This is a genomic window from Streptomyces sp. E11-3 (assembly GCF_046540415.1).
In the GTDB taxonomy this organism is placed as follows: Bacteria; Actinomycetota; Actinomycetes; order Streptomycetales; family Streptomycetaceae; genus Streptomyces.
Genome location: NZ_JAZGRL010000001.1, coordinates 1,457,383 through 1,482,549 on the forward strand (window position 1 = coordinate 1,457,383; position 25,167 = coordinate 1,482,549).

A 25,167-nucleotide genomic window follows, 5' to 3' on the forward strand; every position below is an offset into this window, starting at 1 on the left:
GGGGGGCCGCCCGCGGTGGGTCAGGGTGCCGCCGCGAATCCGGTTCCGGCCAGGGCCGGTGTGAGCCTGGCCGTGCGGGCGCGCGGTACGGAGGGCATGTGGGGGCGGCCGGGCGCTCCGGCCTCGATGTCTGCGATCAGCTGGCGCAGCGCCGCGACACCGCACGGCGCGGGTACCTGCGTACCCGGCACGGCCTCGTCCAGCGCGGCGAGTGCCCGGTGCGCCCGGTGCCAGGCGCGGCCGCTGCGGCCGTGCTGGTGGTCGACGTACGCCCGGGCGTGGCGGGCCACGACACGGGCCCAGGCGTCGTGGCGGATACCGGGCTGGGCCAGGGCGCGCCGGGCGCTGGCCCGCGCGGCGCCGGGAGCGAAGCCGCTCTGGGCCACGGCCAGGGCGGCCAGACTCACGGCGGGTGTGGGGCCGCCTGGCGCCAAGGCCGGGATGGTCTGCGCGGCTTGAAGGAAGTGCGCGGCGGCGGCCCGCTCGTCGCCGTGGTGCAGGGCCAGTACGCCCTGGACATGGGCGATCCGGCCGATCGTGGCGTCGTCACCGGCCAGGACGGCCGCCGGCCAGGCCCGGCCCAGCAGTGTTTGGGCCTCGCGCGGATCGCTGTCGGCGGTCAGCCAGGCCGCGAGCCACAGGCCGCGCGCGGCGATCGCGCTGTTCGGCGGGCAGTGCGGCAGCAACTCCCGTAGGTGTCCGCGCCCTTCATCGGCGTCGTCGTGCACGGCCCACCAGAACCACAGATCGACGACCGTCTCCAGGGCGGCCGCCGCGTGCTCGGCGTGGGTCGGCGCGTACCGCATCATGGCCCTGAGGTCGTCCTGTTCGTCCTGGACGAGCCGTACGGCCGCGGACTGGCTGCCAGTGCTCCACAGGCTCTCGGCGACCGCCGCCACCCGCTGGCAGTGCGCCGCGTGCCGCTCCGCCGCCACCGTGAACTCCCCTGCCCTTTCCAGCTGTTCGACGCCGAAGTCCCGCGCCGCCCGCCCCATCCGGTACCGGGGGCGGCGCAGCCCACCGGGGTCGGACACCGGCTCCAGTACGCCGATCGCGGCCAACTGGGCCAGGCAGGCGGGTACGTGATGCGGCTCGACGCCGCCGCCCGCGCACACGAACACGGCCGTCGACTCCTCGAAGGGCCCGGCGAAGATGCCGGCCCGGCCCCATACGGCCCGTACCGACCGATCGCACAGCGCATAGCTCGCGCCGACGGCGTCGCGCAGCGACCGGTGCCGCCGCACGCCCGTGTGCGGGCTGCTCAGCCAGCACTGACGGCGCTCCACCAGCTCCGCGAGGTGGTCGACCGTATACCGGGTCAGCTGCCGCGCGGCCAGCTCGATCGCGAGGGGGACCCCCTCCAGGGCCTGGCAGATCGCCGCCGCGTCACGCAGCGCGGTCTCGTCGGCGCGGAAGTCGGGCACGGTGGTACGCGCCCGCTCAAGGAACAACTCGACCGCGGGCGCGCGCCCGCGTGAGCCGTCCGCAGGCGCCGTACGCAGTGGCGACAGTCGCAGTACGCGTTCGTCGCCGAGGCCCAGGGCACGCCGCGCCGTCACCAGCACCCGCAGCGTCGGCACGGCCATCAGCAGGCGCTGCACCAGACCAGTGCACTCCGCGTGGACCGGATCGACGTCGTCGAGGAACAGCAGGACACCCGTAGGGCCGGTCAACTGCCGTGCCAAGGTGTCGACTTCGACCGCGTCGGGCGACGGCCGTCTGCCGGTCAGCGCCCGGCAGACGGCCAGGGCCAGCGCCCCGGACGCGGGACGCGCGCCGCCGTCCCACCTCACCCGCACCACACGCCGCCGCGGCCCGTCCGCCGGCGCGGCCACCGCGTCGGCGGCGAGTCGGCTCTTGCCCACACCGGCCCCGCCGACCACCGTCACCAGGCGCTGCTCCGCGAGGAGTCGCTCCAGGTCCCCCGACTCCTGCTCGCGGCCAAGCAGGGGCGCGCCGACTGTCTTCCGCACTGGTGAATTCCTCCGCATAGGTCGCCGCAGCATCGATACGTGACATCGATGCGCGACGTCGATGCGTGACGTCACGGCCCGGGGTCGGCGATCCCCGGTGCAGAACCGTCACTGCAACGACGCCACGGCAACCTCAACGCGCCACCCGCACCAGGAGTGGCGCGGCGGAACACCCGACCACACGACGCGGGGTACGCCCGAACGCCTGCCCGATGAACAGGCGGTGGATCAGTCACCGCCGTTCGCGAGGGCCCCGTCAGTTGACCCCCCGGTCAAGACCTGCCCAGTACGGCTCCCGCAGCTTGAACTTCTGGATCTTGCCGGTCGCCGTGCGGGGAATCGCCGCGCGGAACTCGACGGTCGTCGGCGCCTTGTAGCCCGCCATCCGCTCCTTGCAGTGGGCGATGATGTCGGCCTCCCGCGCCGTCGCGCCCTCGGCGAGTACCACCAGAGCCTTGATCGTCTCGCCCCACTTCTCGTGCGGCACCCCGATGACGGCGACCTCGGCGACCGACGGGTGGCTGAAGATCGTGTCCTCCACCTCGATCGACGACACGTTCTCACCGCCCGTGATGATCACGTCCTTCTTGCGGTCGGAGATCGTCAGATGGCCGTCGGTCTCGTCGATGGTGCCGCCGTCGCCGGTGTGGAACCAGTCGCCCTCAAGGGCCGCCTCGGTCTCCTCCTCCTTGTCCCAGTACCCGTCGAGCACGACGTTCGACCGGGCCAGCACCTCACCGCCGTCGGAGACCTTCAGCTTCACGCCGAGCGCGGGCAGCCCGGCACGGGACAGCTTGCGCGCCCGTTCCTCGGCGGGCAGTTCCACGTCGGCGGGCCGGGTCCGGTTGAAGGTGAGCAGCGGGGAGGTCTCGGTCAGACCGTAGATCTGGGTGAACTCCCAGCCCAGTTCCTCGCCCACGCGCTGGATCGTCTTGCTCGGCGGCGGCGCCCCCGCGCACACGATCCGCACCCGGTCACGGCCCGGGATCTCGCCCTCCCAGGTCGCCGCCGCGTCAAGGACCGCGTTCCACACGGCGGGTGCGCCGCACATCAGCGTGACGCCGTGCGCGTCGACCCGGCGCAGGATCTCGGCGCCGTCGACCTTGCGCAGGACGACCTGCTTGACGCCGAGTCCGGCCATCACATACGGCATGCCCCAGCCGTTGCAGTGGAACATCGGCAGCGTGTGCAGATAGACGTCGCGCTCCCAGACGCGGGTGTGCAGCCCGAAGGTCAGGCCGTTGACCCAGATGTTGCGGTGGGTGAGCTGGACGCCCTTGGGGCGGGCCGTGGTCCCCGAGGTGTAGTTGATCGTCGCGGTGGCGTCCTCGTCTGGGCGTGACCACGGGCGCGGCTCGACGCCGAACCGCATCAGCTCGGCCTCGGTCTGCGCACCCAGTACGAAGCGGTGGCGTGCCTTGACGCCGGACAGCGCGTCGTCCAGCTCCGGGTCGACGAGCAGCACCGAGGCGCCACTCTGCCTCACCACGTACTCGATCTCGTCGGGCTTGAGCCGGAAGTTGAGCGGTACGCAGATCCGGCCGCTCATCGGCACCGCGAACAACAGCTCAAGCATGCGCGCCGAGTTGTGGCTGACCACCGCCACCCGCTCGCCCTCGCCGACGCCCAGCGCGTCGAACCCCGCCTGCCAGGCCCGGACCCGCTCACCGAGCTGCCGGTACGTCTGCACCGGTACGGGCGGTCCCGGCTGGTCCGGTTCGTCGACCACGCCGGTGCTGGTGGCGAATCCCAGCTCTGCCCGGTCGAGGAAGTCCGTGATGGTCATCGGAATCCGCATAGCTCTCCCCTGCTCCTGTTCGCCTTTTCACCTTCACCGAGCGCCTGCTTGCTGTGGCATCCGTAGCATCGTGTATCCAGTAGCTTGACTCTCACTACCCGCGAACGGCGGGTAGCGCACGGGGGAGGTACGGAACATGGTGTCCACGGACCGGATACTGGCCTTCGCGGCCGTGTCCCTGCTGGTGATCGCGATCCCCGGCCCGAGCGTGCTGTTCGTGATCGGCCGCGCGCTCGCACACGGCCGCCGCACCGCCATGGCGACCGTACTCGGCAACGTCGTCGGCTCGTATCTGCTGGTGGTCGCGGTCGCACTCGGGGTCGGTTCGCTGGTGGAGCGGTCCGTGACGGTGTTCCTCACGGTGAAGCTGGCGGGTGCGGCGTATCTCGTCTATCTGGGGGTGCAGGCCTTCCGGCACCGCAAGGAGATGAAGGCGTCCGTGCTGCGGGACGCCTCACCCGCCCCCGCGCGCGGCGATCTGCGCACCCTGACCGACGGCGTGATCGTCGGCGTCACCAACCCCAAGGGCATCGTCTTCTTCGCCGCCGTACTCCCCCAGTTCGTCGACCACTCGGCGGGCCAACTCCCCGCGCAGATGCTCCTCCTCGGCCTGGTCCCGATCGGCATCGGCCTCATCACGGACACCCTCTGGGGCCTGACGGCGTCGGCGGCCCGCGCCTGGTTCGCCCGCTCGGACCGGCGCCTGTCGATGGTCGGCGGGGCGGGCGGCTTCGCGATGATCGGGCTCGGGGTGACGGTGGCGGCGACGGGCCGGGCGGACTGAGGCACGTCCCGCCTGTCAGGTCGCGCCGACGACGGTGCCGAACCGGATGTCGTACGGCGTCCCCCGCCCCATCGGCCCGTCGAGGAGCAGCGCCGCCTCTTCCAGGACCTCGGCGCGCTGCGCCTTCGTCAGCTTGCCGAACGTCTCGATGGTGAGGGTCGCCGAGTCCTTGGCTTCCTCCAGCCGCCAGATGCCCGCCGCGAACCCGTCGACCATGAGCACGCTGTACCCGTAGTTCCCCGCCCACGTACGCCCCTTGTACTCCGGCGGCACCACGCGGGTCCGGTCGGCGTGCGAGAGCAGCAGGTTGTCGTACTCGGGCAGGAAGCGCGGCGGCGCCGGGGTGTCCGGGTCGGGGCGCGGGGCGTCGGGGAGGTCGAAGAGCTCCACGCCGTTCTCGTCCTGGAAGGTACGGAGACCGGGGCGCAGCCGCTCGAAGGCCTCGCGCAGCCGGGTCAGTCCGGCCCAGGTCTGCATGTCCTTGACGGATGCGGGGCCGAACGCCGCGAGGTAGCGCAGCACGGTGTCGTCCGGCGCGGGTGGCGGCTCGGCCTCGCGCCCCAGCCAGTGCTCGACGGTGGTGAGCGCGACCTGGCCGCTGCGGCGCCAGAGCCCGCGCGGGGTGACCTGGACGAGCGGCAGCAGGCAGCGGGCCGCGGCACCGAGCGACCGCGGGTCGGCCTCCGGCCAGCTGGGCACCAGCACCTCGCGGAGCTGCTTCATCGTGCGCGGCTCCGCCTCGACCGCCTTGCGGGCAAGCCCGGCGAGCCGGTCCAGGTCGACACCGGTCAGCCCCTTACGGAAGCCGTTCAGCTCTCGTCTGCGCGCCGCCTGGACGAGGGGGCGCAGGGTGAGCGCGTCGTCGGCGGAGTGCAGATGGATGGTGGAGCGCATGGTGACGATACGGACCAGCTCGCGCGCCTCGATCAGCGCGGAGAGCTCGGCAGGGTCGAAGTCCGCGAGGCGGGCGGCGAGGGCGTAGTACGGCGGCTTGACGTTCTGCGCCTGGAGGCCGAGCAGGTGCTCGGTCGCGTCCTTGGGCGTCATGGTCGGGGCCCGGCGCAGCAAGAGCTGGCGGTCGAGGGTCGCGCGGTTCAGGGCACGGGTGCCGAGTACGGGCTTCGCCTGGGTCGCTCGGGTCACTGTCATACGGGGAACGCTAGTGCTCGATGGGGACAGATTTGGTCCGCATAGGGCATTTCCATGGCCACGGGTTACTGTGCCGTGGTGACGACTCCTTCGCAGACCCCTGCCCCCGGCTGGTACCCGGACCCGCACGGCACCCCGCAGCAGCTGCGCTGGTGGGACGGCACGCAGTGGACCGAGAACACCACGCCCGCGCCGCAGCAGCAGCCGACCGCCCAGCAGGCGCCGCAGCAGCAGGCGCCGCCGCAGCCCCAGGCCGACCCGTCGCGGGTCCAGCGCCAGGTGCAGCAGCAGGCCGGGGTGGCCCCGGGCACCTCCGGCGGCGGCACGCTCTTCACCGAGCCCGTCCTGGTGGTGAACCAGAAGACCAAGCTGATCGAGCTGACGAACGAGTACAGCGTCTTCGACCAGCACGGCAACACGCTCGGCACGGTCACACAGGTCGGCCAGAGCACCGCCAAGAAGGTGCTGCGGTTCGTCGGCAGCATCGACCAGTACCTGACCCACAAACTGGAGATCCGCGACGCGTACGGCCAGCCGCAACTGGTCCTCACCCGCCCGGCCAAGTTCATCAAGTCCAAGGTGATCGTGGAACGCCCGGGCGGTCAGCCGGTCGGCGAGATCGTCCAGCAGAACGCCATCGGGAAGATCAACTTCGCGATGAACGCCAACGGCCAGCAGATCGGCGCCATCAAGGCCGAGAACTGGCGCGCCTGGAACTTCTCCATCGTCGACCACACCGACACGGAGATCGCCCGGATCACCAAGACCTGGGAGGGCCTGGCGAAGACGATGTTCACCACGGCCGACAACTACGTCCTCCAGATCCACCGCCAGCTCCCCGAGCCCCTGCTTAGCCTGGTCGTCGCGACGGCCCTCACGGTGGACACGGCGCTGAAGCAGGACGCGCGAGGCTTGGGCTGAACTCAGCCCAGACGGTCTTCCCGACGAGCCGCTCGCTCACGCCCCACTTGTCGGCGAGCGCGTCGACCAGCCGCAGTCCGTGGCCGTGGTCGTGGCCGTGCGACTCTCCGCCGCTCGGCTCGTGCGGCACCGGGCGCCGGTCGCCTCGGGCGTCCGACACCTCGATGCGCAGCACGCCTCCGCCGTCGCTGTCGCGCATGATGCGCAGCTCGAAGTCCCGCCCCGGTACGTGGCCGTGGGTGATGGCGTTGGCCACCAGCTCGGCCACGATCAGCGCGACGGCGTCGGAGCGCTCGTCTCCGTACGGGATGCCCCACTCGTCGAGCTGATACTCGGCAAGCCTGCGGGCCAGACGGGCGCCGCGTCGGGTGGGGCTGAAGCGCCCGGTGAACTCGTTTGCCTCGGAGGCGATTTGGTCGTTCATGTCACCGAGCGTGGCCGGTCGGTCGTACGCTGACCAGGAGCGACGATGCGACGGAGCGTACCCGTGCGACTGCGGTGAGCATCTTGTGCGGCTCGTCGACCGTGACCACGACCAGGGCGGTACGACGCATGAAGAACCCGGAACAGGAACGCAGGCCCGAGCGCCCCGCCGAAGAAGACGGTACGGCCCACTTCTTCAGAGCACTGGGCAAACAGACGAAAGTCCTGCGCGAAGAGGCAGAGCTGAGCCAGAAGGAACTGGGTGCGCTGACCCACGTCGGCGAGTCGCTCATCTCGGCGATCGAGCGCGGCGTACGGACGCCCCAACCGGACTTCCTCGTACGGGCGGACGAGGTGCTGGGGGCGCGCGGCGTACTGCGGGCCGCCGTGGACGACGTACAGGAGGCGCGGAGGAGGGCGCGGACTCGGCATCCGGAGTGGTATCGGGGGTACGCGAACCTTGAGGCGGAGGCGGTGGAGCTACACCACTACTGCAACTCAGCGGTGCACGGCCTGCTGCAAACCGCCGAGCACGCCCACGCCCAGTTCACCCATTGGCGGCCACTGCTCGACGAGGGGACGGTCGAGAAGCGAGTATCCGACCGACTGGCCCGGCAGCAGGTCTTCGACCGCCGTCCAGCACCGGTCATCAGCTACGTCCTGGAAGAGGTCGTCCTGCAGCGGCCGATCGGCGGACGGGAGGTACACGAGACCCAGTTGAGGCGCATCCTTGAGGTAGGCCGCATGCGCAACGTGGAGATCCAGATCATGCCGACCGACCGCGAGGAACATCCCAACCTGGACAGCGCGTTCAACCTACTGATCCCCAAGGGGCAGAATCACCAGGTCGCTTACACCGAAACTCAGGCCTACCCCAGGCTAATCACCGATCCCGCAGAGGTCCGGCTGATCGCCGACCGCTATGGGATCATGCGTGCGCAGGCTCTCACGCCACGGGAGTCCTTGGCCGAGATCGAGAGGATGCTGGGAGCGCGATGAACACCACCGAGGAACTCGCCTGGTTCAAGTCCAGCTACAGCAGTGGCTCGGGCGGCGACTGCCTCGAAGTCGCCTACGACTGGCGCAAGTCGAGCCACAGCAGCGGCGAGGGCGGCGCCTGCGTGGAGGTGGCAACCTGCCCCGACCACCGCGTCCACATCCGCGACTCCAAGAACCCCGCACTCCCCCACCTAACCGTCGCCCCAACCTCCTGGTCCACCTTCGTCGCACACGCACGCAGCTAGACGTGACAGCATTGGAAGGGAGCTTGCTGGTGCGCGGATCGAGGCGGCGCGGCAGGGTGGTACTCGGCGTGGTGGCTGTCCTGGCCGTGCTGAGTGGCTGCTCGGATGACGGCGGTGGGACGGACGACGCACGGGGCCCCTCTCCCTCGCCTTCCGCATCCGCCACTGCGGCCGCATCCCCCTCCGCGTCCTCCACGCCCTCGTCCTCATCGTCGCCCTCTGCGTCGCCGTCGGATGACGGACAGACGTTGGAGGTGCTGAGCGGGAAGTGCGAGAAGATGGGGAAGGGCTTCCCCGAGGCTGCGGAGTACAAGGGGAAGGGGCCGCACGTCATGGCGGTCTTCCAGGACGACCACGAGGCCGACACCGATGGGACCGGCGGGTACACGTTCTGGCAGGTGCGCTTCTCGGGCACCAAGATTCTGACGGGGTCGGAGGACCCTGCCGGTGTCGAGCTGCTCGTCTGCGGTGAGGGCCGCAAGGGATCGCAGCGGGTCGGCGCGTGCAACTACACCCGGCTCGGGCAGTCCAGCAGCACCTATCCGCTGTACGCCCAGACGTACAAGTACACCGTCTACGAGCTGCGCACCGGCAGGGTGCTGAAGACCTTCGAAGCCGGCACGGGAACGGGGTCCCAGACGTGCCCGTACCGGCTCAGTAGTGTCGGCGACCAGAAGCCCAGCAGGGTCTACGCGCAGATGTCCCGGGACCGTACCGAGGACCTGCTGCGACAGTTCGTCACAGGACCGGCCCGCTGAGTCCTCACCCCACGCCGCTAGTTTGCGTAGGTCTCGTACTCGGCGACCTTCGGCGTGCCGGTCGAGCTGGTGATCTCGAAGGTGATCTTGCGCAGCGAGGTCTGGGGGAAGGCGATGACTCCCGCCCCGCTGCCGGAGGCCAGGACGGCGCCTGAGTCGGCGTCGATGACGCGCCAGGACCCGATGTTGCCGACGGCGTCCGACGCCTCTCGGATGTTGATCGCGGAGACCGTGGTGGAGGACGAGCCCCACTTGATCGAGATGGAGCCGGTCGAGCCGGTCGGCGACCAGTAGGTGCTCATGTCTCCGTCCCGGACGTTGCCGTAGCTCGTGCCGCTGGCCTTGCTGGAGCCGTCGGAATCGGCCCCGATGCTGAGGTTGGTCCCGCTGGGCTCGCTCGGTCCCGGCGTGGGGTCGGTCGGACTCGGGGTCGGCATCGGTGTCGGAGTCGGTGTCTGCGGTGAGCAGTTGCCGTCCGACTCCCGCAGGCCCTTGTTGGCGCCTGCTGTCTGGCTCACGATGTCCGGTACGCAACCGGCATCGTCGAGGCTGTAGTTGTACGGGATGCTGACGGTGGTGTTGGACTGCGGGTCGGGACCTGCGGGGTTGTTGCCGCTGCCGGGGCTTGACCAGGTCACGTTGTCGAAGATGTTGCCGCCGACCTGCCAGTAGCCGGCCGCGCCGGTGTAGAAGGTGCCCAGGACGTCCTTGGAGTCCTGGAAGTAGTTGTTGTCCACCTTGGCGCGGGCCCCGGCCCGGGAGTTGATGCCGGACGCGTTGAGGCTCACGTAGTGGTTGTTGTACATATGCGCGATGCCGCCACGCAGCAGGGGCGCGCGGGAGTCGATGTTCTCGTACAGGTTGTGGTGGTACGTGAGGAAGCCGTTCGAGAGGTCGCTCTCGCTGGACCCGACGAGGCCACCGCGGCCGGAGTTGCGCAGGATGCTGTAGGAGAGGGTCACGTACTGGGTGTTGGCCTTGACGTCGAAGAGGCCGTCGTAGCCCTCCGACTCCCCGCCGGACGCCTCCAGGGTGGTGTGATCGACCCAGACGTTGCGGACGTTGCTCTCCATGCCGATAGCGTCACCGCCGTTGGACGTGGGCGAGCCCGACTTCTTGACGTTCCGGACGGTCACGTTCTGGATGATGATGTTGCTGGATTCACGGATGTGGATGCCCAGTTGGTCGAAGACGGCTCCGCCGCCGACGCCGACGATCGTGACGTTGCTGATCCGCTTGAGCTCGATCTTGTCTTCGGCGGTGTCGCAGCTGTCGCCCGACACCTTGCTGGTGTTGCCGTGGTTGATGGTGCCCTCGACCTCGATGATCACGGGGGTGCTGGTACTGGCCCGGCCGCACAGGGCCGCGTGGATCTCGGTGCCCGTGGTGGCCCGCACCGTCTGGCCGCCGGCGCCGCCGGTGGTCCCGCCGTTCTCGCTCGCGTAACCGGTGGCGCTACTGGTCGCCGCCGATGCCTCGGGCATCAGCAGAACCGCGCCGGTCGCGGCCGCGAGGGCCATGGTGGCCACCCCCGCGGATAGCCGCACTGCGGCTGCTCGTCTCATCCTCGTGTCCCCATTCGTCACTGGTCATCGGTCGTTCGTCTTTGAAGTACCGGGTGTTGCTGACGCGTGCCGTGGTCATGTCGGCAGGCCGGTCGAGAACGACAGAACGGCCCCCACACAAGGGAAAGCGCTTTCTCGCCGCGAGAATAGGGGGCCCCTGAGGGACTGGCAAGGCTCTGTTCCGGTTCACTGCCATGACACCAGTTCACTCACCTGATCAGAGCGCGCAGAGTCAGAGCAGAGTCAGACCCGTCGGTGACTCCAGGACAAGGCGCAGTTGAGGCGAGCGGAGTGAGGACTCACTCATTGACGGAGTGAGTCCTCACTCCGTATTCTCGCGGTCATGACAGCACCTAAGGAGAACCAGGCCACCCGCCGCCGCGCCCCCAGCATGTCGCCGGAACAGCGGCGCGCGATGATCATCCAGACCGCGATCCCGCTGATCGCCGAGTACGGCGCCGCGGTGACGACCGCGAAGATCGCCCGCGCCGCGGGCATCGGCGAGGGCACGATCTTCCGGGTCTTCGCCGACAAGGACGAGCTGCTGCAGGCCTGCATGGCCGAGGCACTCTCCCCCGAGCACGCGGTCCGCGAGCTCGACGCGATCGACGTATCCCAGCCGCTGCCCGACCGGCTCGCCGAGGCGGCCGAGGCGCTGCAGGCGCACCTGTCCAGGATGGGCGCGATCGCCGGCTCGCTGGGGCATCGCGGCGGCAAGCACCCCGGCACGGTGCGCGGCGCGGGCCGCGACGAGTCGACGACCCGGATCCGCGCGGCCCTCGCGGAGCTGCTGGAGCCCGACAGAGCCACCCTGCGCCGACCGCCGGAGCAGATCGCGGCCCTCTTCTTCGGGCTGCTCTTCACCCAGCCGCGTACGGAGGACGAGCCCGACCTGACCCCGCAGGAGCTGGTGGAGGTCTTCCTGCACGGGGCGCTCTCGAAGGGCGCCAAGTGAGCGCGCGGAGACGGCGCCTGGGGGTTACGGCCCTGGCCGTCCTGGCCCCCGTCCTGGTGTGGCTGGTCGCGGACCCACTGCTGGGGCACCGGCTGCGGATCGCCGACGGCGAGCAGACGCTCGACATCGGCGCCGCGCCCGTGGCGGTCGTCGCGCTGCTCGCGTCGCTCTCCGGCTGGGGACTGCTGGCCGCCCTGGAGCGGTTCGGGGCGCGGCGCGCCCGCGCCATCTGGACCGGGGTGGCCGGCGCCGTACTGGCCGTGTCCTTCCTGCCGTTCATCGGCGACGGCATGGACGGCGGTACCCGGGTCTCTCTCGCTCTGATGCACCTGGCGGTGGCGGCGGTGCTGGTCCCGGGGCTGGGCGGCAGGTCCCCCGGGGCGGGAGCCGGTGCCGCTAGGGGGTGACCGCCAGCACCAAGTACGCCGCGAACAGCACCAGATGGAGGCGGCCCCGCTAGAGCGTCGCGCGGCCGGGGATGACCGTCAGAGTGCCCACCACGATCGAGATGAAGAGCGATACCTGGCGGGTCGGGCCGAGGCCCAGCAGGAGCCGACCCCCGTGCCAGATCGCTGCGATGGCCACCGCCCAGGGCGTGTCCGGCCGATCATGTGACCGCCTCGTGCCTGGTCCCTGGCGACCGTCTCTTTTGCACTAGTCCCTCGTTGGGCTCCGTGGGCGTCGAGCGATGCCGCGAACAGTCGAGCGATGCCGCGAACAACGGAGAGCCCCTTGCGAATGACCGACATCCACCGTTGCGACGTCCGGCCCGGCAGGCTCGTGGAGTGGACGCTGCATCCGTCGACCGTCGAGGCGGCGGCCGGTTCGCCGGAGGTTTCCCGGCCGCCCGCCTATGTGCAGGAGTCCCATATCCGAACGTCGCGTTCCGTACGCGAGGACGGCCTGTTCGTACCGACCTGGAGCGGCGCGGCGTTCGACATCCGAGGACCGGTGGACACCGAGGCCCTCCAGGAGGCGCTGCGGGCCTGGACCCTTCGGCACGAGACACTGCGCAGCGGTTTCCGCTGGGTCGGCGACGAGATGCGGCGGTTCACGCTGGACGCCGACGCTGTCGCCCTGCACCGCGAGGACGTCGGCGACTTCGGCGACGCGACGACGCTGATCCGGTACCTGGAGGACCGTTTCGACGTCGCGGCGGACGCCCTCAGCTGGCCGAACTTCATCTACGCCGCGGTCCTCAGGGAGGACGGCGCGAGCATCTACCTGGCGTTCGACCACAGCAACGTCGACGCGTACTCGATCTACCGAATCCCCGCCGAGATCCACGAACTGTACGAGGCCGCCCTTCAGGGCCGCACAGTGGTGACGCCACCGGTCGCCAGCTACGTCGACTTCTGCGCGATCGAGCGGACGAACGCCGACCAGATCGACGACACGCACACGATCGTCGCCCGCTGGCGTGAGTTCGTCGCCGCATGCGACGGCACGCTGCCACCCTTCCCGGTCGACCTCGGCCTCGATCCCGAAGGGCCGCTGCCCACCCAGAAGATGATGCACGAAATGCTCGTGGACGACACCGCTGCGGCGGCCTTCGAGGCGTACTGCCGTCCGTACGGCGGAAGCCTGGTCGGCATCCTCGCCGCCACCGCCCTCTTCGTCCACGAGGTCGGCGGGCAGCAGGTGTACCGCACCGTCGTGCCCTTCCACACCAGGGTGAAGTCCCAGTGGCTGGACTCGGTGGGCTGGTACGTGGGCGGCGCCCCGATCGAGGTCCCCGTCGCCCAGGCACCGGATTTCGACAGCGCGCTGAAGATGGTCCGCGACGAACTGCGCAAGAACAGGCTGCTGTCCCGGATCCCCGTCGCCCGGGTGCTGCGTCTGCTGGGCCACGACTTCCGGCCCACGTCCCCGGACCTGTACTCCATCGTCTCGTTCGTCGACACACGCGGCATGCCGGGATCGGACCGCTGGCCGGATATGAACGCGCACGGGCTGCTCCGGGTCTCGTACGGCGATCAGGTGTGCGCGTGGGTCACCCGGTTCCACGACGGCCTGCAACTCGCCTGCCGCTACCCGGACACGGCCATCGCCCACAAGAACATGCGGCGGTACGTCGAGGAGCTGCGCGGAGTCATCGTCTCGGTGGCGCGGGACGCGGCCGTACCCGCCGTACCCGCCGCGGCCGTTCCTGCCGGTCAGTAACGCCCGCTGTCGCCTGCTGACGGAGGAGTCTGAGATCCTTCTCCGCATGAGCACGCCACCAGACGGATTGCCCATCTACCGAGTCCTGACCGGTCCGGACGACGCCGCGTTCTGCCAACGTGTGAGCGAGATGATCGGCCTTGGCTACGAACTGCACGAAGGCCCTGCCATCACCTTCAACGGTGAGAACGTCATCGTCGCCCAGGCGCTGGTCTGGACAGCACGATGAAACGAGAGCGGTGAGGTGTCACGCGGCTGAGCCGATACGGCCCGCAAGTGCCTCGCCGCCGTCGTGGTGGATCGGTGTGTGCGCGCCGGTGAGGGAGACGCCGGTGCCGCCTCGGCGGGCCGCGATGATCTCGGAGGCGATGGACAGGGCGGTCTCCTCGGGCGTACGGGCGCCGAGGTCGAGGCCGATCGGGGAGTGCAGGCGGGTCAGCTGCAGGTCGGTGACGCCGACTTCGCGTAGGCGTGTGTTGCGGTCTTCGTGGGTGCGGCGGGAGCCCATCGCGCCGACGTAGGCGACGGGCAGGGTGAGGGCCAACTGGAGGAGCGGGACGTCGAACTTGGCGTCGTGGGTGAGGACGCAGAGCACGGTGCGGCCGTCGACCTCCGTGCGCTCCAGGTATGTGTGGGGCCACTCGATGACGATGTCGTCGGCTTCGGGGAAGCGGGTGCGGGTGGCGAATATCGGGCGGGCGTCGCACACCGTGACGTGGTAGCCGAGGAACTTGCCGACCCGTACCAGCGCCGAGGCGAAGTCGATCGCGCCGAACACGATCATCCGCGGCGCGGGCACACTCGACTCCACCAGCAGGGTGAGGAGTTGGCCGGAGAGCGTGCCGTCCTCGGCGAGTGCGCAGGAGCCGTCCGCGCCGAGGGTGAGGGTGCCGGTGCGGCCACTGTCCAGCATCGCGGCGGCCTCGCCCGCGGCGGTGTGGTCCAGGTCGGGATGGCCACCGAGGCTGCCCTCGTACGAGCCGTCCGGGTGCACCAGGAGCGCGCGGCCCCTGAGTTCGGCGGGGCCTTCGATGATCCGGGCGAACGCCGCCGCGTCGCCCGAGGCACCCGCGGCCAGGGCCGCCTCGAAGACCGGGCGGGCCGGGGAGCCCGTACGGACCGGGGTGACCAGGATGTCGATCACCCCGCCGCACGTCAGACCCACCGCGAAGGCGTCCGCGTCGCTGTAGCCGAACTGCTCGACGACGGACTCGCCGTCTTCGAGGGCCTGTTGGCACAGGTCGTACACGGCCCCTTCCACACACCCACCGGAGACCGACCCGATCGCCGTACCCTCGCCGTCAACAGCGAGCGCCGCGCCCGGTTGCCGGGGGCCGCTGCCGCTCACGGCCACCACAGTGGCCACGGCGAAGTCACGTCCCTGCTCGACCCACCGGTGCAGATCTTCGGCGATGTCCAGCATGTCGGCCTCCTAGTGGGGGCTAAGCGGGTGTGGGGAGGTGAGGTGTGGGGGGTTGTCCACCTCGACCAGGCGCCCGCCGCCGCGTGTCAGTGCGCTCCGCCGAAGGCGAGGTAGAAGATGAACACCACGGACAGGACCCACATCAGGATGCTCGGCTCCCGCCACTTGCCCTGGGCGCCCTTGATGGCGCAGTAGGCGATGACACCCGCGGCCACACCGGTGGTGATGGTGTAGGTGAAGGGCATCAGGACGACGGTCAGGAAGACCGGGACGGCGATGGAGTAGTCGCTCCAGTCGACGTGCCGGGCGTTCTGCAGCATCATCGCGCCGATGCAGACCAGGGCCGCGGCCGCCACCTCGCCGGGGACCAGCTGGGTGACCGGCGTGAAGAACAGACACGCGGCGAAGAACAGGCCGGTCACCGTCGCGGAGAGGCCGGTTCGGGCGCCTTCTCCGACACCGGTGGCCGACTCGATGAACACGGTCTGGCCGGAGGCACCCGTGGCGCCGCCGATCGCGCCGCCCGCGCCGTCGATGAACAGGGCCTTGTTGAGGCCGGGCATCCGGCCCTTCTCGTCGGCGAGCTTGGCCTCGCTGCCGACCGCGATGATCGTGGCCATCGCGTCGAAGAACCCGGCGAGCACCAGGGTGAAGATGATCATGCCGACGCTGACGCTGAACAGCTGGGCCCAGCCGGGTATCTCGACCTCGCCGAAGAGGCTGAAGTCGGGGCTGGAGACGACGCCGTCGAGGGCGGGGGCGCCGCCGCCCCAGGCCTTCTCGTCGATCCAGCCCGCGGCGTTGGCGATCACCGCGCCGATCGTGCCGATGATGATGCCGAGCAGGATCGCGCCGGGCACCTTGCGGGCCTGGAGCATGAAGATCAGCAGGAGGGTGATCGAGAAGAGCAGGACCGGGCCGCCGGTGAGGGCGCCGTCGACGCCGAGGGTGACCGGGCCGCCGCCCTGGCTTGCGCCGACGAAGCCGGCCTTGACGAAGCCGATGATCGCGATGAAGAGGCCGATACCCATGGTGATGGCGTGCTTCAGCGCCGAGGGGATCGCGTTCATGATCATCTCACGTACGCCGGTGACCACCAGGAGCATGATCACAACGCCGTAGATGACACACATACCCATGGCCTGCGGCCATGTCATCTCGGGGGCCACCTGGGTGGCCAGGACGCCCGAGACACTCAGCCCCGCGGCCAGTGCCAGCGGAACCTTGCCGATGAAACCCATCGCCAGGGTGGTGACCGCCGCCGCGAAGGCGGTGGCGGTGATCAGCGCGGGCTGGCTGAGCGTGTTGCCCGCCGCGTCCTCGCCGCCGAGGATCAGCGGGTTCAGCAGGAGGATGTACGCCATCGCCATGAAGGTGGTGATGCCGCCGCGCACCTCCCGGCTGACGGTGGAGCCGCGCTTGGTGATGTGGAAATACCTGTCGAGCCAAGACCTGCCGGCGGGGATGCGGGTGCCGTCACCCGCATCGTCGGCGATGTGCGTGGTCTTGGGCTCCAGTGACGACTGGGTCATGGTGCCTTCTTCCCAAGGTTCAAAGGGGCGTCCGCATGGGGGACGTATCGGTCCATGGCGATACGGCTGCGGAGTTTGGGATGGTTGGTTGGCTGCACGACCCGGGGGACGGCCCGAGGCGAACGGGGAGGTGGTGGGCTTTCGGGCGACGACGCTGGCGACGCCCCCCGAAGACCCCCACCAGAGGGTGTTACGTACCGGTGAGATGCTCGCGGCGCACCAGCGTCTCGCCGCGCGGCCCGTAGGCCTTGGCGGCCAGCGCCTCCTCCCAGCTGGCGGGGCGAAGGAAGTCCATGTACGGCTCTCTTCCATCGGAGTCGGGTCGTTCGGATCGAGCATTTCGAGCCATCAAGCGGAAGCACTGGGACCGGCTCGTTCATGTGCTGTTCACGCGGAATGGCGTAAGTACACCCGTCCGCCCCAGCCCGTGGTCAGTCACCGAAACCATGAAGGAGTTGGCTGGCTGCGCTGGTCGTCTTGTAGATTCGTATGAAAGGCGGTCCTCAGTAACCCCACAGATTCCCTGGGGAAACCCCGCTCCCTTGACCAACGGCAAGAACGAGACAGATCGGCGGCGACACCATGCGGCTGCGCGCACTGCTGGAAACCGACGCGCTGGGGCTGCGGCTGCTCGGCGGCGAAGACGAGCTCGACCGGTCCGTACGCGGCGTCATGACAACCGACTTGAGAGACCCGAGCCGTTATCTGTCCGGTGGTGAGCTGGTCCTGACCGGACTCGCCTGGCGGCGGGACGCCGAGGACTCGGAGCCGTTCGTGCGCATTCTGGCGTCGGCCGGGGTCGCGGCACTCGCGGCCGGTGAGGCCGAGCTCGGCGACATCCCCGGCGATCTTGTGGACGCCTGCGCGCGACACAGATTGCCCCTTTTTGCCGTAAACGAGCGTGTGGCATTTGCCACGATTACGGAATATGTCGTACGCCAGGTCTCCGGCGAGCGCGCCGGCGACCTGGCCGCCGTGGTCGAGCGGCACCGCCGGATGATGACCTCGGGGCCGGCCGGTGGCGGCCCCGATGTGGTGCTCGACCTGCTCGGCACCGATCTGGACCTGCGCGCCTGGGTGCTTTCCACGACGGGGCGGCCGATCGCCGGCTCCAGCTCGGCGGGGGCGCCGCTGCCCGCCGATGTGTGCGGCACGCTCGCCGCCGAGCACCTGAGCGCGGCCCGTACCGGGCGCCGGGGGCCGCACCGGGTGAGCGCCAAGGGCACCACGTACTCGCTCTTCCCGATCCGTACCAGCGGCCGTGGCGCCGCCTCCGCATCGCGGGACGTCCGCGAGACCGTGCTGTCGGACTGGCTGCTCGCCGTCGAGGCGGACGCCGGGGACTGGCCCGAGGAGCGGCTCGACCTGCTGCAGGGCGTCACCCAGCTGATCGCCGTCGAGCGCGATCGCCGGGACGCGGCCCGTACGGTGCGCCGTCGGCTCGCCCAGGAGGTCCTGGAGCTGGTGCAGACCGGCGCCGCGCCCGCCGAGATCGCCGCCCGGCTGCGGGTCGCGGCCCCGGTGCTGCTGCCCGGACTCGGCGCGGCCCCGCACTGGCAGGTCGTGGTCGCCCGCGTCGAGTGGGACGGCGGCGACATCGAGGGGGGTCCGGTCGCCCAGTCGCTGCTGGAGGAGATCCTCGTCGACCCGCTGGCGGCGGGCCCCGAGCCGTCGGACCGGATCGCGGTCGCGCACACCGGTGACGAGGCGATCGCCCTCGTACCGCTGCCCGCGGTCTCCGCCGAGCACGACGGCTCCGAGTCCGGACTGCTCGCCGACACCCTGCTGGAGACCGTCCGGGCGCCGCTCACCGCGGGGCTCGCCGACGACGGGCGGCTCACCCTCGGCGTCAGCGCCACCGTGCACTCCGCCGAGGCACTGCGCGGGGCCCTGGAGGAGGCCCGGCACGCCCGTCGGGTCGCCGCGGCCCGGCCCGGGCGGGTGTGCGCCGCGGGGCACCAGGAGCTGGCCTCGCATGTCCTGCTGCTGCCGTTCGTCCCCGATGACGTACGCCGCGCCTTCACGGCCCGGCTGCTCGATCCGCTGCGCGACTACGACCAGCGGCACCGGGCCGAGCTGATCCCCACACTGGAGGCGTTCCTGGACTGCGACGGCTCCTGGACCCGGTGCGCGGCGCGGCTGCACCTGCATGTGAACACGCTGCGGTACCGGGTGGGACGGATCGAGCAGCTCACCGGGCGGGACCTGTCCCGCCTGGAGGACAAGCTGGACTTCTTCCTGGCGCTGCGCATGAGCTGACGGCGGGCGGGGGGTGCGGGGCGGGTCAAAGATCGTGAAATCTTTCACCCGCCCCCTTGGCTGTCCGCGCCAATCCATGCTGAGATGCGGGCCACAGCTCAATGACGCGCTCCCGGGGAGGGGACTGTGGCGGATACCGCCATGTCTGGTTCTGTGTCAGATGCTCTGTCGTCCAAGACGACCGCACTCCAGACGGCGGTATGGCGACTGCGTTCGCGAGGCTGCTGGACCGATGCGGCCGCCCTCCTTGAGGACGGCCCGAGTCCCGGTACGGCCCTGCAACGGGCCTCGCTCCTCGTCGAGCGCTGCCTGTTCACCGAACGGGGGTGGGGCGAGGCGGAGGACGCGCTGCGTATCGCCGAGGCGCTGGCCCAAAGTGATGACGAGCGGGGGGCCGCGACCTGCGAGCGCGGGCAACTCGCCTATGCCTCCACCGTGTTGGCGGTACGGGACCGGGCCGATGAGGCGCGGGCCGCGCTGGGGCGTGGGGCCGCGCTGCTCTCGCCGCAGGCGGCGGGGCGGCCGTTGCTCGACTTTCGGCGCGGGCTGGTCGCCGAGCACATCGCGGACTCGCCGCAGTCCGCGCTCGCGGCGTACCGGCGCGCCCACGCCGGGGCCACGGCCCGTGGTGACCTGCTGCTGCTCTCCTTCACCTGGCGGCACCTTGCCGGACTCGCGCTGCGCGACGGCGAGTTGGCCGAGGCGCGGCATGGGTTCGCCGAGTCGCTTCGGCTGCGCGAGGAGTTGGGGTATCTGGTGGGTACGGCTCCTGCGTTGGCCGCGTTGGCGGAGGCGGAGACCGGGGTGGATGCGGAGCGGTTGCGCGCGGAGGCGGCGCGTCTGTTCCGCCTGCTCGGCGGGGTCCCCACTTGGCTCGCGAGCCAGCTGTCGCCTCCGGCGGTGGTGACGGTCAACGATTGATCCCCCACCCCGCCCCTTCCCGAAAGGCCTCGCCGGCCAGGCTCAAAGATGGCCTCAAACGCCGGCCGGGCTGGAATAAATCGCCCTCCGGGATCGTCCTCAATCGCCGGACGGGCTGAAATCATTCAGCCCGTCCGGCGATTGAGGACCCGGGTCTGGGGCGGAGCCCCAGTTACGGGAAGGGGCGGGGTAGGGGAGAAAAAGCCCGGCGGCCCCGAACGGCGCGGCGCCCTGCGCGTCAGCNGCCGGACGGGCTGAAATCATTCAGCCCGTCCGGCGATTGAGGACCCGGGTCTGGGGCGGAGCCCCAGTTACGGGAAGGGGCGGGGTAGGGGAGAAAAAGCCCGGCGGCCCCGAACGGCGCGGCGCCCTGCGCGTCAGCGTGTCGACCCCGTGAAGTGTTCCCTCATCAGGGACTGGACCACCTGGAGGTCCTGGGCTGTCAGGGCCTCCAGGAGGGCCGAATGTTCGGCCGCGTCTGCGACGAGGTCGGCGCGGCGGGTCACCGGGCCGTGAGCCAGCGGCCACTGGGACCGGCGGTGGAGGTCGTCCGCGACCAGTACCAGCTGCTGGTTGCCGGAGAGGGCGAGCAAGCCGCGGTGGAAGGCGCGGTCGGCGTCGCCGTACGACGCCAGGTCACCCCGTGCGGCCGCCGCCGACGTCGCATCCGCGAGCGGCCACAGCTCGGCCCACCGCGAGGACGGCAGCGTACGGGCCAACCGCAGCACCACCGGGACCTCCAACAGTGCCCGGACCTCCGCGAGTTCGGCGATCTCGCGGGCGCTGCGCTCGGTGACCCTGAAGCCCCGGTTCGGGACGACCTCGACCGCGCCCTCGTGGGCGAGTTGCTGCATGGCCTCGCGGACCGGCGTCGCGGAGACCCCGAAGCGCTCCCCCAGCACGGGCGCGGAGTAGACCTCGCCCGGCGCCAGTTCGCCGTCCAGCAGTGCGGCTCGCAGCGCCTCAAGGATCTGGCCCCGTACGGAGTGCCGCACTGGCATCACCGGGGCCGGGGGCTCACTGTGCGTGTGCTCCCCGCGGACCGGCTGCTCAGACACCCGATCCGCGGCAACGGCGGCCTGCCGCGGCACCGCGGCGGAGCGGTATCGTGCCCTGGACTGCTCCACTCGGGTCCTCCTTCCGGCCCATCACGCGGCCCGGCGCGCGCGGCCGGTGTCCGAGCAGCACCATAGGCGGGAGGGGCCAGAGTTCAAACATCGCGAACATCGGGTAAGGTAAGGCTAACCTGCTGACGATCGCGATTCGGTGGTCCCCGCATGTCCCTTCCTACGCTGCTCCCTGGCGCCGTGCGCGCAGCCTCGACGGCTGTCACGGAAGCGTACGCACGCCTGGCCGAGGTCTTCCCCGGCCTGCGGATTCAGGAACTGGACGCGTCAGAACCAGCCCCGCAGGGCGGCGGCTGGGTCGCGGCCGCCCAGCTCGCGGAAGGCGGAGCCGCTCTGGACGCGTTCCTGGCCTGGGACAACGCACAGATCCTGCGCGACTACGGCCAGCAGGCCAGGCCGGACGTCATCGCCAGCTTCGGACTGCACCGCTACGCCTGGCCCGCCTGTCTGCTGTTCACGGCTCCCTGGTTCACACACCGCAGGGTGCCGCGCATCCCCGTGGGCAACGTCACCTTCCAGCGCACCCTGGGCCGGATGGCGCTCCGCATCGAGGACTTCGCGTGTCTGCCGGACGATCCGGCCGCCTCGCTCCCGGGCGCCCGGGTCGTACCCGACGAGGAGGCGCTGCGCGCGGAGCTGCGCCAGGCGGTGGCCGAGCACCTGGAACCGGTGCTGCTCGGCTTCGGGCCGCGGATGCGGCGCGGGCCGCGGGCCCTGTGGGGCACGGCCACCGACGAGATCGTCGAGAGCCTCTGGTACATCGCACATCTGCTGGGCGAGGAGCGGCGCGCCATGGCGGAGCTGGAGCTGCTGCTGCCGGGCGCCACGAAGCCGTATGTCGGCGCCGCCGCCTTCCGTGAGCTGACCGGGCCGAACGGCGAGGCGCTGCCGACCCGGGACCGGGCCAGCTGCTGCCTCTTCTACACTCTGCGCCCCGAGGACACCTGTGTGACCTGCCCCCGTACCTGCGACGCGGATCGCATCGTCAAGCTGAGCGCAAGCGCATCACGCTGAACCGCCCGTACGGGTGCGATTAATCGAACTCAACTCCTGCTTCCAGCAAGGGAGTTCGACTCGACACGCGCTATCCGGAGCCCCCTGCACCACCTTGGCGTCCTGTTGCCCCGAAACACCCTGAAGGCCCTGGGGATTAAGCCAATATGGCGCCCGAAACGCCTTCATGCGATGCAAGGGACCCCAGATGAGAATGACCGACATATCGCTGGACTGGCTGCTTCCCGGCGGCGTGATGCTCCTGGGCGTGCTGGTGGCGGTGACGGTGATCGCGCGTGGCAAGCGCGCCGGGGACAAGGCGACCGAGGACTCCTGGGAGCGCAGCGAGGAGCGCCGCAGGCGCAAGGAAGCGATCTACGGAACCGCCTCCTATGTGCTGCTGTTCTGCTGCGCGGCGGTCGCCGCCGCGCTCTCCTTCCACGGTCTGGTGGGCTTCGGCCGGCAGAACCTCAACCTCTCCGGCGGCTGGGAGTACCTGGTTCCGTTCGGCCTCGACGGAGCGGCCATGTTCTGCTCGGTGCTCGCGGTGCGCGAGGCCAGCCACGGTGACGCGGCGCTCGGCTCGCGGCTCCTGGTGTGGACGTTCGCCGGAGCGGCCGCCTGGTTCAACTGGGTGCACGCCCCGCGCGGGCTCGGCCACGCGGGCGCCCCGCAGTTCTTCGCCGGGATGTCGCTGTCGGCCGCGGTGCTGTTCGACCGCGCGCTCAAGCAGACCCGCCGCGCCGCCCTGCGGGAACAGGGCCTGGTGCCACGGCCGTTGCCACAGATCCGGATCGTACGGTGGCTGCGGGCACCCCGCGAGACCTTCGGCGCCTGGTCGCTGATGCTCCTGGAGAACGTACGGACGCTGGACGAGGCCGTGGACGACGTGCGTGAGGACCGCAGGCAGAAGGAGCAGGACCGGCAGCGCAGGCGCGAGCACGAGAAGCTGGAGCGGGCCCATATCAAGGCGGTCAGCCGGGGGCACCGCACCTGGAACGGCGCCCCCCGGGGCGGCCGCCAGGTGCCCGCGGTGACGTCCGGAACCCCCGCGGCGCCGGTCGGCTCGGACCCCGCGATATCCGGCCCTGAGCAGCTGCCCGTACGCGGCAGGCCATCCCTCCAGGCCGTGACCGGCGTTGACCCGCCGGTCACCGTCGACCTCACCGCGGAGGACGACACGCAGACCCTGCCGCGGCTCGACTCCCTGGAGCAGAAGCTCAAGGACCTGGAGCAGCAGTTCGGCTGAGGTCCACGGCGTACGGGCTACGGGCTGGGCGGGGGTGCCGCCTCAGACGATGCCTCCGTCCAGCTCGAACCACACCGACTTGCCCACTCCGTGGGCGCGTACCCCCCAGGAGTCGGCGAGCGACTGCACCAGGACCAGGCCTCTGCCGTGCGTACCGTCGTCGGCGTTCGGTACCCGGAGCCTCGGCCTGTGTCCTACGAAGTCCCGTACCTCCACCCGCAGTCCGCGCGGGCTGAGTGTCGCGGTCACCACCGCCTCGGCATCGGTGTGCACCAGAGCGTTGGTCACGATCTCGCTGGTGAGCAGTTCCGCGATGTCGGATCTTCCCGGCCTCCCCCAGTGCCGCAGCAGGTCGCGTATCGCGCGCCGCACTTCGGGGACCGCCCTGAGATCGGACCGCCCCAGTGTGCACCGGAGCTGGGCTCGTTCATCCTCGGCCGTGGCACTGTCGGCCGCCCCTTGCTGTGCCTGCCTTGTCATGGCCCCCGCCCGCACCCTGTTGTCATCTTCCTTCGTGTGTGTCTTCTTCGGTCACGTCGAACACGTACACGGTGATGCATGCCCTCACGTGGATCGCCACACTCATGTCGATTCCTCAACCAACCGCACGAGATCGCCCCGTCTACCGATCCGCGACTGACGACGTCGCCGTACGAGACGAGTCCATCTGGCGGTTGGTACTAGACGCCCGTCACCGGCGCGGCATATTCCGGGGGCTGGATGGCTGGTCGTGCGCGGTTACGCCTCCCAGACGGCGCAGGCCGTACGGTCGTCGGCGTAGCCCTTCACCCGTAGCTGGGTGTCGGCCAGGAAGGCGGCGAGGCCGGGTGGGGGCGTCGTCGACCAGCGCTCTTTGAGGAGTCCGGCCAGCTCGGGCTGGCCGCGCAGCGGCTCGGCGAGCCCGCCGGTGCACAGCAGCAGGGTGTCGCCCGGGCGGGCTACCGAGGCGCGGAAGCGGAAAGGTTCCCTCGGGGGCTCGGGGGCGGCGTCGTAGGGGCTGGGCGGCGTGGGGATGCCCAGGTCCATGGTGAGCCGGTCGCCCTCTGGTGTCTCGGTCGCCGCCTCCATCGGCGGGGATCCGAATCCGACGACGGGTTCGCCCGCCGATTCGGCGGCCTTCGGCTCGATGTCCTGCCACTCGCCGTCCCTGAGCCGGAAGAGTCCGCCGCCGCCGACGCCGAAGAAGACGCGGGTACGGCACTTGGGGTCGGCCGGGATCAGCAGGCAGCGCAGGCTGGTGGCCGTGTACTCCTCGGGTGTCACGCCCCGTTCGGCGGCGGCTGCCCGCAGCTTGCCGAGGCTGCGGTCGGTGAGTCGGTGCAGCCCGGACTTCAGGTCGCCGCGCCGGGCGGCCCTGATGTCCTCGGCGAGCCGGGCGTGGCTGCGGCCGACGGCCCGGCCGATCCACTGGCAGGCGTCGGCGGCCGCGCGGTGCGCGTCCGGGGTGGCGCGGGCGCCGGTGGCCATCGCGACGAGGATCAGCGCGGCCTCGCCGGTTCCGAAGCGGGCGGTGAGCAGGGAGTCCCTGCGGGGCTCGCCGCGGTAGCGCGCGGAGTCGCCGCGTACGGAGGTCGCGCGCAGGGTGCTGGTCCCGTAGCGGGCGCCGTCGAGCACCGTGTCGGCCACCAGTTCGTCCAGCGCGTCCGGCTCGGCGGCGGGCAGGGTGCGGGGCTCGGGATCGTACGTCGGCGGGCCGTCACCCACATGGCCGACACTGGGGCGCGGCGGCTGCTCGGCGGGGCGCTGCGGGGGCACGCCCACGACGGGGGCCCGCGAGCCGGGCATCTCGTCGACGCCGCGGGCTTCGGTCGACACGCGCTCGGGTGTCGACACGCGCTCGGGCGCCGGCTCGGGCGACTGCTTCGGCTCTTGCCCGGGCGGAGCGGGAGGTGTCGCGGAGGGCGGTGCGGGAGGTGTCGCGGAGGGCGGT

24 protein-coding genes are annotated in these 25,167 nt (G+C 70.6%); 13 read left to right on the forward strand and 11 right to left on the reverse strand.

Features of this window, described 5'->3' with window-relative positions; genetic code table 11:
• Positions 1-20 precede the first annotated feature (20 nt).
• Both U9R90_RS06725 and U9R90_RS06730 read right to left on the reverse strand, forming a co-directional pair.
• Positions 21-1,973 (reverse strand): ATP-binding protein, encoded by a 1,953-nt coding sequence (locus tag U9R90_RS06725; RefSeq protein WP_411055463.1) that lies wholly within the window; start codon positions 1,971-1,973, stop codon positions 21-23.
• A 256-nt stretch (positions 1,974-2,229) separates the two neighbouring features.
• Positions 2,230-3,771 (reverse strand): AMP-binding protein, encoded by a 1,542-nt coding sequence (locus U9R90_RS06730; protein WP_411055464.1) that lies wholly within the window; start codon positions 3,769-3,771, stop codon positions 2,230-2,232.
• Positions 3,772-3,907: 136 nt separating this feature from the next.
• Between U9R90_RS06730 and U9R90_RS06735 the strand changes: the two genes are divergently transcribed.
• Entirely contained in the window at positions 3,908-4,555 is a 648-nt protein-coding gene (locus U9R90_RS06735; protein WP_411055465.1) for a LysE family translocator, read from the forward strand.
• Positions 4,556-4,570: 15 nt separating this feature from the next.
• Here the strand turns inward: U9R90_RS06735 and U9R90_RS06740 are convergent, their stop codons facing one another.
• Positions 4,571-5,704, reverse strand: coding sequence for a winged helix DNA-binding domain-containing protein (locus tag U9R90_RS06740; RefSeq protein ID WP_411055466.1), 1,134 nt, complete (start codon positions 5,702-5,704; stop codon positions 4,571-4,573).
• A gap of 78 nt (positions 5,705-5,782) precedes the next feature.
• Here U9R90_RS06740 and U9R90_RS06745 point away from each other — a divergent pair, with 78 nt between their 5' ends.
• The gene (locus tag U9R90_RS06745) at positions 5,783-6,625 is read left to right on the forward strand and encodes a phospholipid scramblase-related protein (RefSeq protein WP_411055467.1); all 843 of its coding nucleotides are present in this window, start codon (positions 5,783-5,785) and stop codon (positions 6,623-6,625) included.
• Here the strand turns inward: U9R90_RS06745 and U9R90_RS06750 are convergent.
• The gene (locus U9R90_RS06750) at positions 6,579-7,049 is read right to left on the reverse strand and encodes an ATP-binding protein (RefSeq protein WP_411055468.1); all 471 of its coding nucleotides are present in this window, start codon (positions 7,047-7,049) and stop codon (positions 6,579-6,581) included. The genes U9R90_RS06745 and U9R90_RS06750 overlap by 47 nt on opposite strands.
• Positions 7,050-7,177: 128 nt before the next feature.
• Between U9R90_RS06750 and U9R90_RS06755 the strand changes: the two genes are divergently transcribed.
• The 3 genes from U9R90_RS06755 to U9R90_RS06765 all read left to right on the forward strand — a co-directional run bounded on the left by U9R90_RS06755 (position 7,178) and on the right by U9R90_RS06765 (position 9,050).
• Positions 7,178-8,047 carry a helix-turn-helix domain-containing protein gene (locus tag U9R90_RS06755; RefSeq protein ID WP_411055469.1) on the forward strand — a complete coding sequence of 290 codons (870 nt, stop codon included), beginning with the start codon at positions 7,178-7,180 and terminating at the stop codon, positions 8,045-8,047.
• Positions 8,044-8,292 (forward strand): DUF397 domain-containing protein, encoded by a 249-nt coding sequence (locus U9R90_RS06760; protein ID WP_411055470.1) that lies wholly within the window; start codon positions 8,044-8,046, stop codon positions 8,290-8,292. Before U9R90_RS06755 ends, U9R90_RS06760 begins: the two co-directional genes overlap by 4 nt.
• A gap of 254 nt (positions 8,293-8,546) precedes the next feature.
• Positions 8,547-9,050: a hypothetical protein gene (locus tag U9R90_RS06765; protein ID WP_411055471.1), complete on the forward strand. Its 504-nt coding sequence runs from the start codon at positions 8,547-8,549 to the stop codon at positions 9,048-9,050.
• 17 nt (positions 9,051-9,067) lie between these two features.
• On the opposite strand, the gene U9R90_RS06770 is transcribed toward U9R90_RS06765, so the two are convergent.
• The gene (locus U9R90_RS06770; RefSeq protein WP_411055472.1) at positions 9,068-10,615 is read right to left on the reverse strand and encodes a polysaccharide lyase family 1 protein; all 1,548 of its coding nucleotides are present in this window, start codon (positions 10,613-10,615) and stop codon (positions 9,068-9,070) included.
• Between the two features lie 343 nt (positions 10,616-10,958).
• On the opposite strand from U9R90_RS06770, the gene U9R90_RS06775 reads away from it, so the two are divergent.
• Both U9R90_RS06775 and U9R90_RS06780 read left to right on the forward strand, forming a co-directional pair.
• Entirely contained in the window at positions 10,959-11,570 is a 612-nt protein-coding gene (locus tag U9R90_RS06775) for a TetR/AcrR family transcriptional regulator (RefSeq protein ID WP_411055473.1), read from the forward strand.
• Positions 11,567-11,977, forward strand: coding sequence for a DUF6069 family protein (locus U9R90_RS06780; protein WP_411055474.1), 411 nt, complete (start codon positions 11,567-11,569; stop codon positions 11,975-11,977). The genes U9R90_RS06775 and U9R90_RS06780 overlap by 4 nt, the downstream gene beginning before the upstream one ends.
• A 49-nt stretch (positions 11,978-12,026) precedes the next feature.
• Here the strand turns inward: U9R90_RS06780 and U9R90_RS06785 are convergent, their stop codons facing one another.
• Positions 12,027-12,155, reverse strand: a complete 129-nt coding sequence (locus tag U9R90_RS06785) for a hypothetical protein (RefSeq protein WP_411055475.1) — start codon at positions 12,153-12,155, stop codon at positions 12,027-12,029.
• Positions 12,156-12,308: 153 nt separating this feature from the next.
• Between U9R90_RS06785 and U9R90_RS06790 the strand changes: the two genes are divergently transcribed.
• Both U9R90_RS06790 and U9R90_RS06795 read left to right on the forward strand, forming a co-directional pair.
• Positions 12,309-13,733, forward strand: coding sequence for a condensation domain-containing protein (locus tag U9R90_RS06790; RefSeq protein WP_411055476.1), 1,425 nt, complete (start codon positions 12,309-12,311; stop codon positions 13,731-13,733).
• 46 nt (positions 13,734-13,779) lie between these two features.
• Positions 13,780-13,962 carry a DUF1737 domain-containing protein gene (locus U9R90_RS06795; RefSeq protein ID WP_411055477.1) on the forward strand — a complete coding sequence of 61 codons (183 nt, stop codon included), beginning with the start codon at positions 13,780-13,782 and terminating at the stop codon, positions 13,960-13,962.
• A gap of 18 nt (positions 13,963-13,980) precedes the next feature.
• Here the strand turns inward: U9R90_RS06795 and U9R90_RS06800 are convergent, their stop codons facing one another.
• Entirely contained in the window at positions 13,981-15,156 is a 1,176-nt protein-coding gene (locus U9R90_RS06800) for an XdhC family protein (RefSeq protein WP_411055478.1), read from the reverse strand.
• An 86-nt stretch (positions 15,157-15,242) separates the two neighbouring features.
• Positions 15,243-16,688, reverse strand: a complete 1,446-nt coding sequence (locus U9R90_RS06805; protein WP_411055479.1) for an NCS2 family permease — start codon at positions 16,686-16,688, stop codon at positions 15,243-15,245.
• A 582-nt stretch (positions 16,689-17,270) separates the two neighbouring features.
• Between U9R90_RS06805 and U9R90_RS06810 the strand changes: the two genes are divergently transcribed.
• The gene (locus U9R90_RS06810; RefSeq protein WP_411055480.1) at positions 17,271-18,947 is read left to right on the forward strand and encodes a PucR family transcriptional regulator; all 1,677 of its coding nucleotides are present in this window, start codon (positions 17,271-17,273) and stop codon (positions 18,945-18,947) included.
• 141 nt (positions 18,948-19,088) lie between these two features.
• Positions 19,089-19,868 (forward strand): hypothetical protein, encoded by a 780-nt coding sequence (locus U9R90_RS06815; RefSeq protein ID WP_411055481.1) that lies wholly within the window; start codon positions 19,089-19,091, stop codon positions 19,866-19,868.
• A 377-nt stretch (positions 19,869-20,245) separates the two neighbouring features.
• Here U9R90_RS06815 and U9R90_RS06820 read toward each other — a convergent pair whose 3' ends face one another.
• Complete coding sequence (locus tag U9R90_RS06820) at positions 20,246-20,959, reverse strand: GntR family transcriptional regulator (RefSeq protein ID WP_411057662.1); 714 nt, start codon at positions 20,957-20,959, stop codon at positions 20,246-20,248.
• Between the two features lie 186 nt (positions 20,960-21,145).
• Here U9R90_RS06820 and U9R90_RS06825 point away from each other — a divergent pair, with 186 nt between their 5' ends.
• Both U9R90_RS06825 and U9R90_RS06830 read left to right on the forward strand, forming a co-directional pair.
• Positions 21,146-22,009, forward strand: coding sequence for a (2Fe-2S)-binding protein (locus U9R90_RS06825; RefSeq protein ID WP_411055482.1), 864 nt, complete (start codon positions 21,146-21,148; stop codon positions 22,007-22,009).
• 187 nt (positions 22,010-22,196) lie between these two features.
• Positions 22,197-23,237 carry a DUF2637 domain-containing protein gene (locus U9R90_RS06830; protein ID WP_411055483.1) on the forward strand — a complete coding sequence of 347 codons (1,041 nt, stop codon included), beginning with the start codon at positions 22,197-22,199 and terminating at the stop codon, positions 23,235-23,237.
• A gap of 42 nt (positions 23,238-23,279) precedes the next feature.
• On the opposite strand, the gene U9R90_RS06835 is transcribed toward U9R90_RS06830, so the two are convergent.
• A complete protein-coding gene (locus tag U9R90_RS06835) occupies positions 23,280-23,717 on the reverse strand; it encodes an ATP-binding protein (protein WP_411055484.1) in 438 nt (145 codons plus the stop codon).
• A 258-nt stretch (positions 23,718-23,975) separates the two neighbouring features.
• Positions 23,976-25,167, reverse strand: a 1,192-nt coding sequence (locus tag U9R90_RS06840) for a protein phosphatase 2C domain-containing protein (RefSeq protein ID WP_411055485.1), incomplete at its 5' end; no start/stop codon positions are given.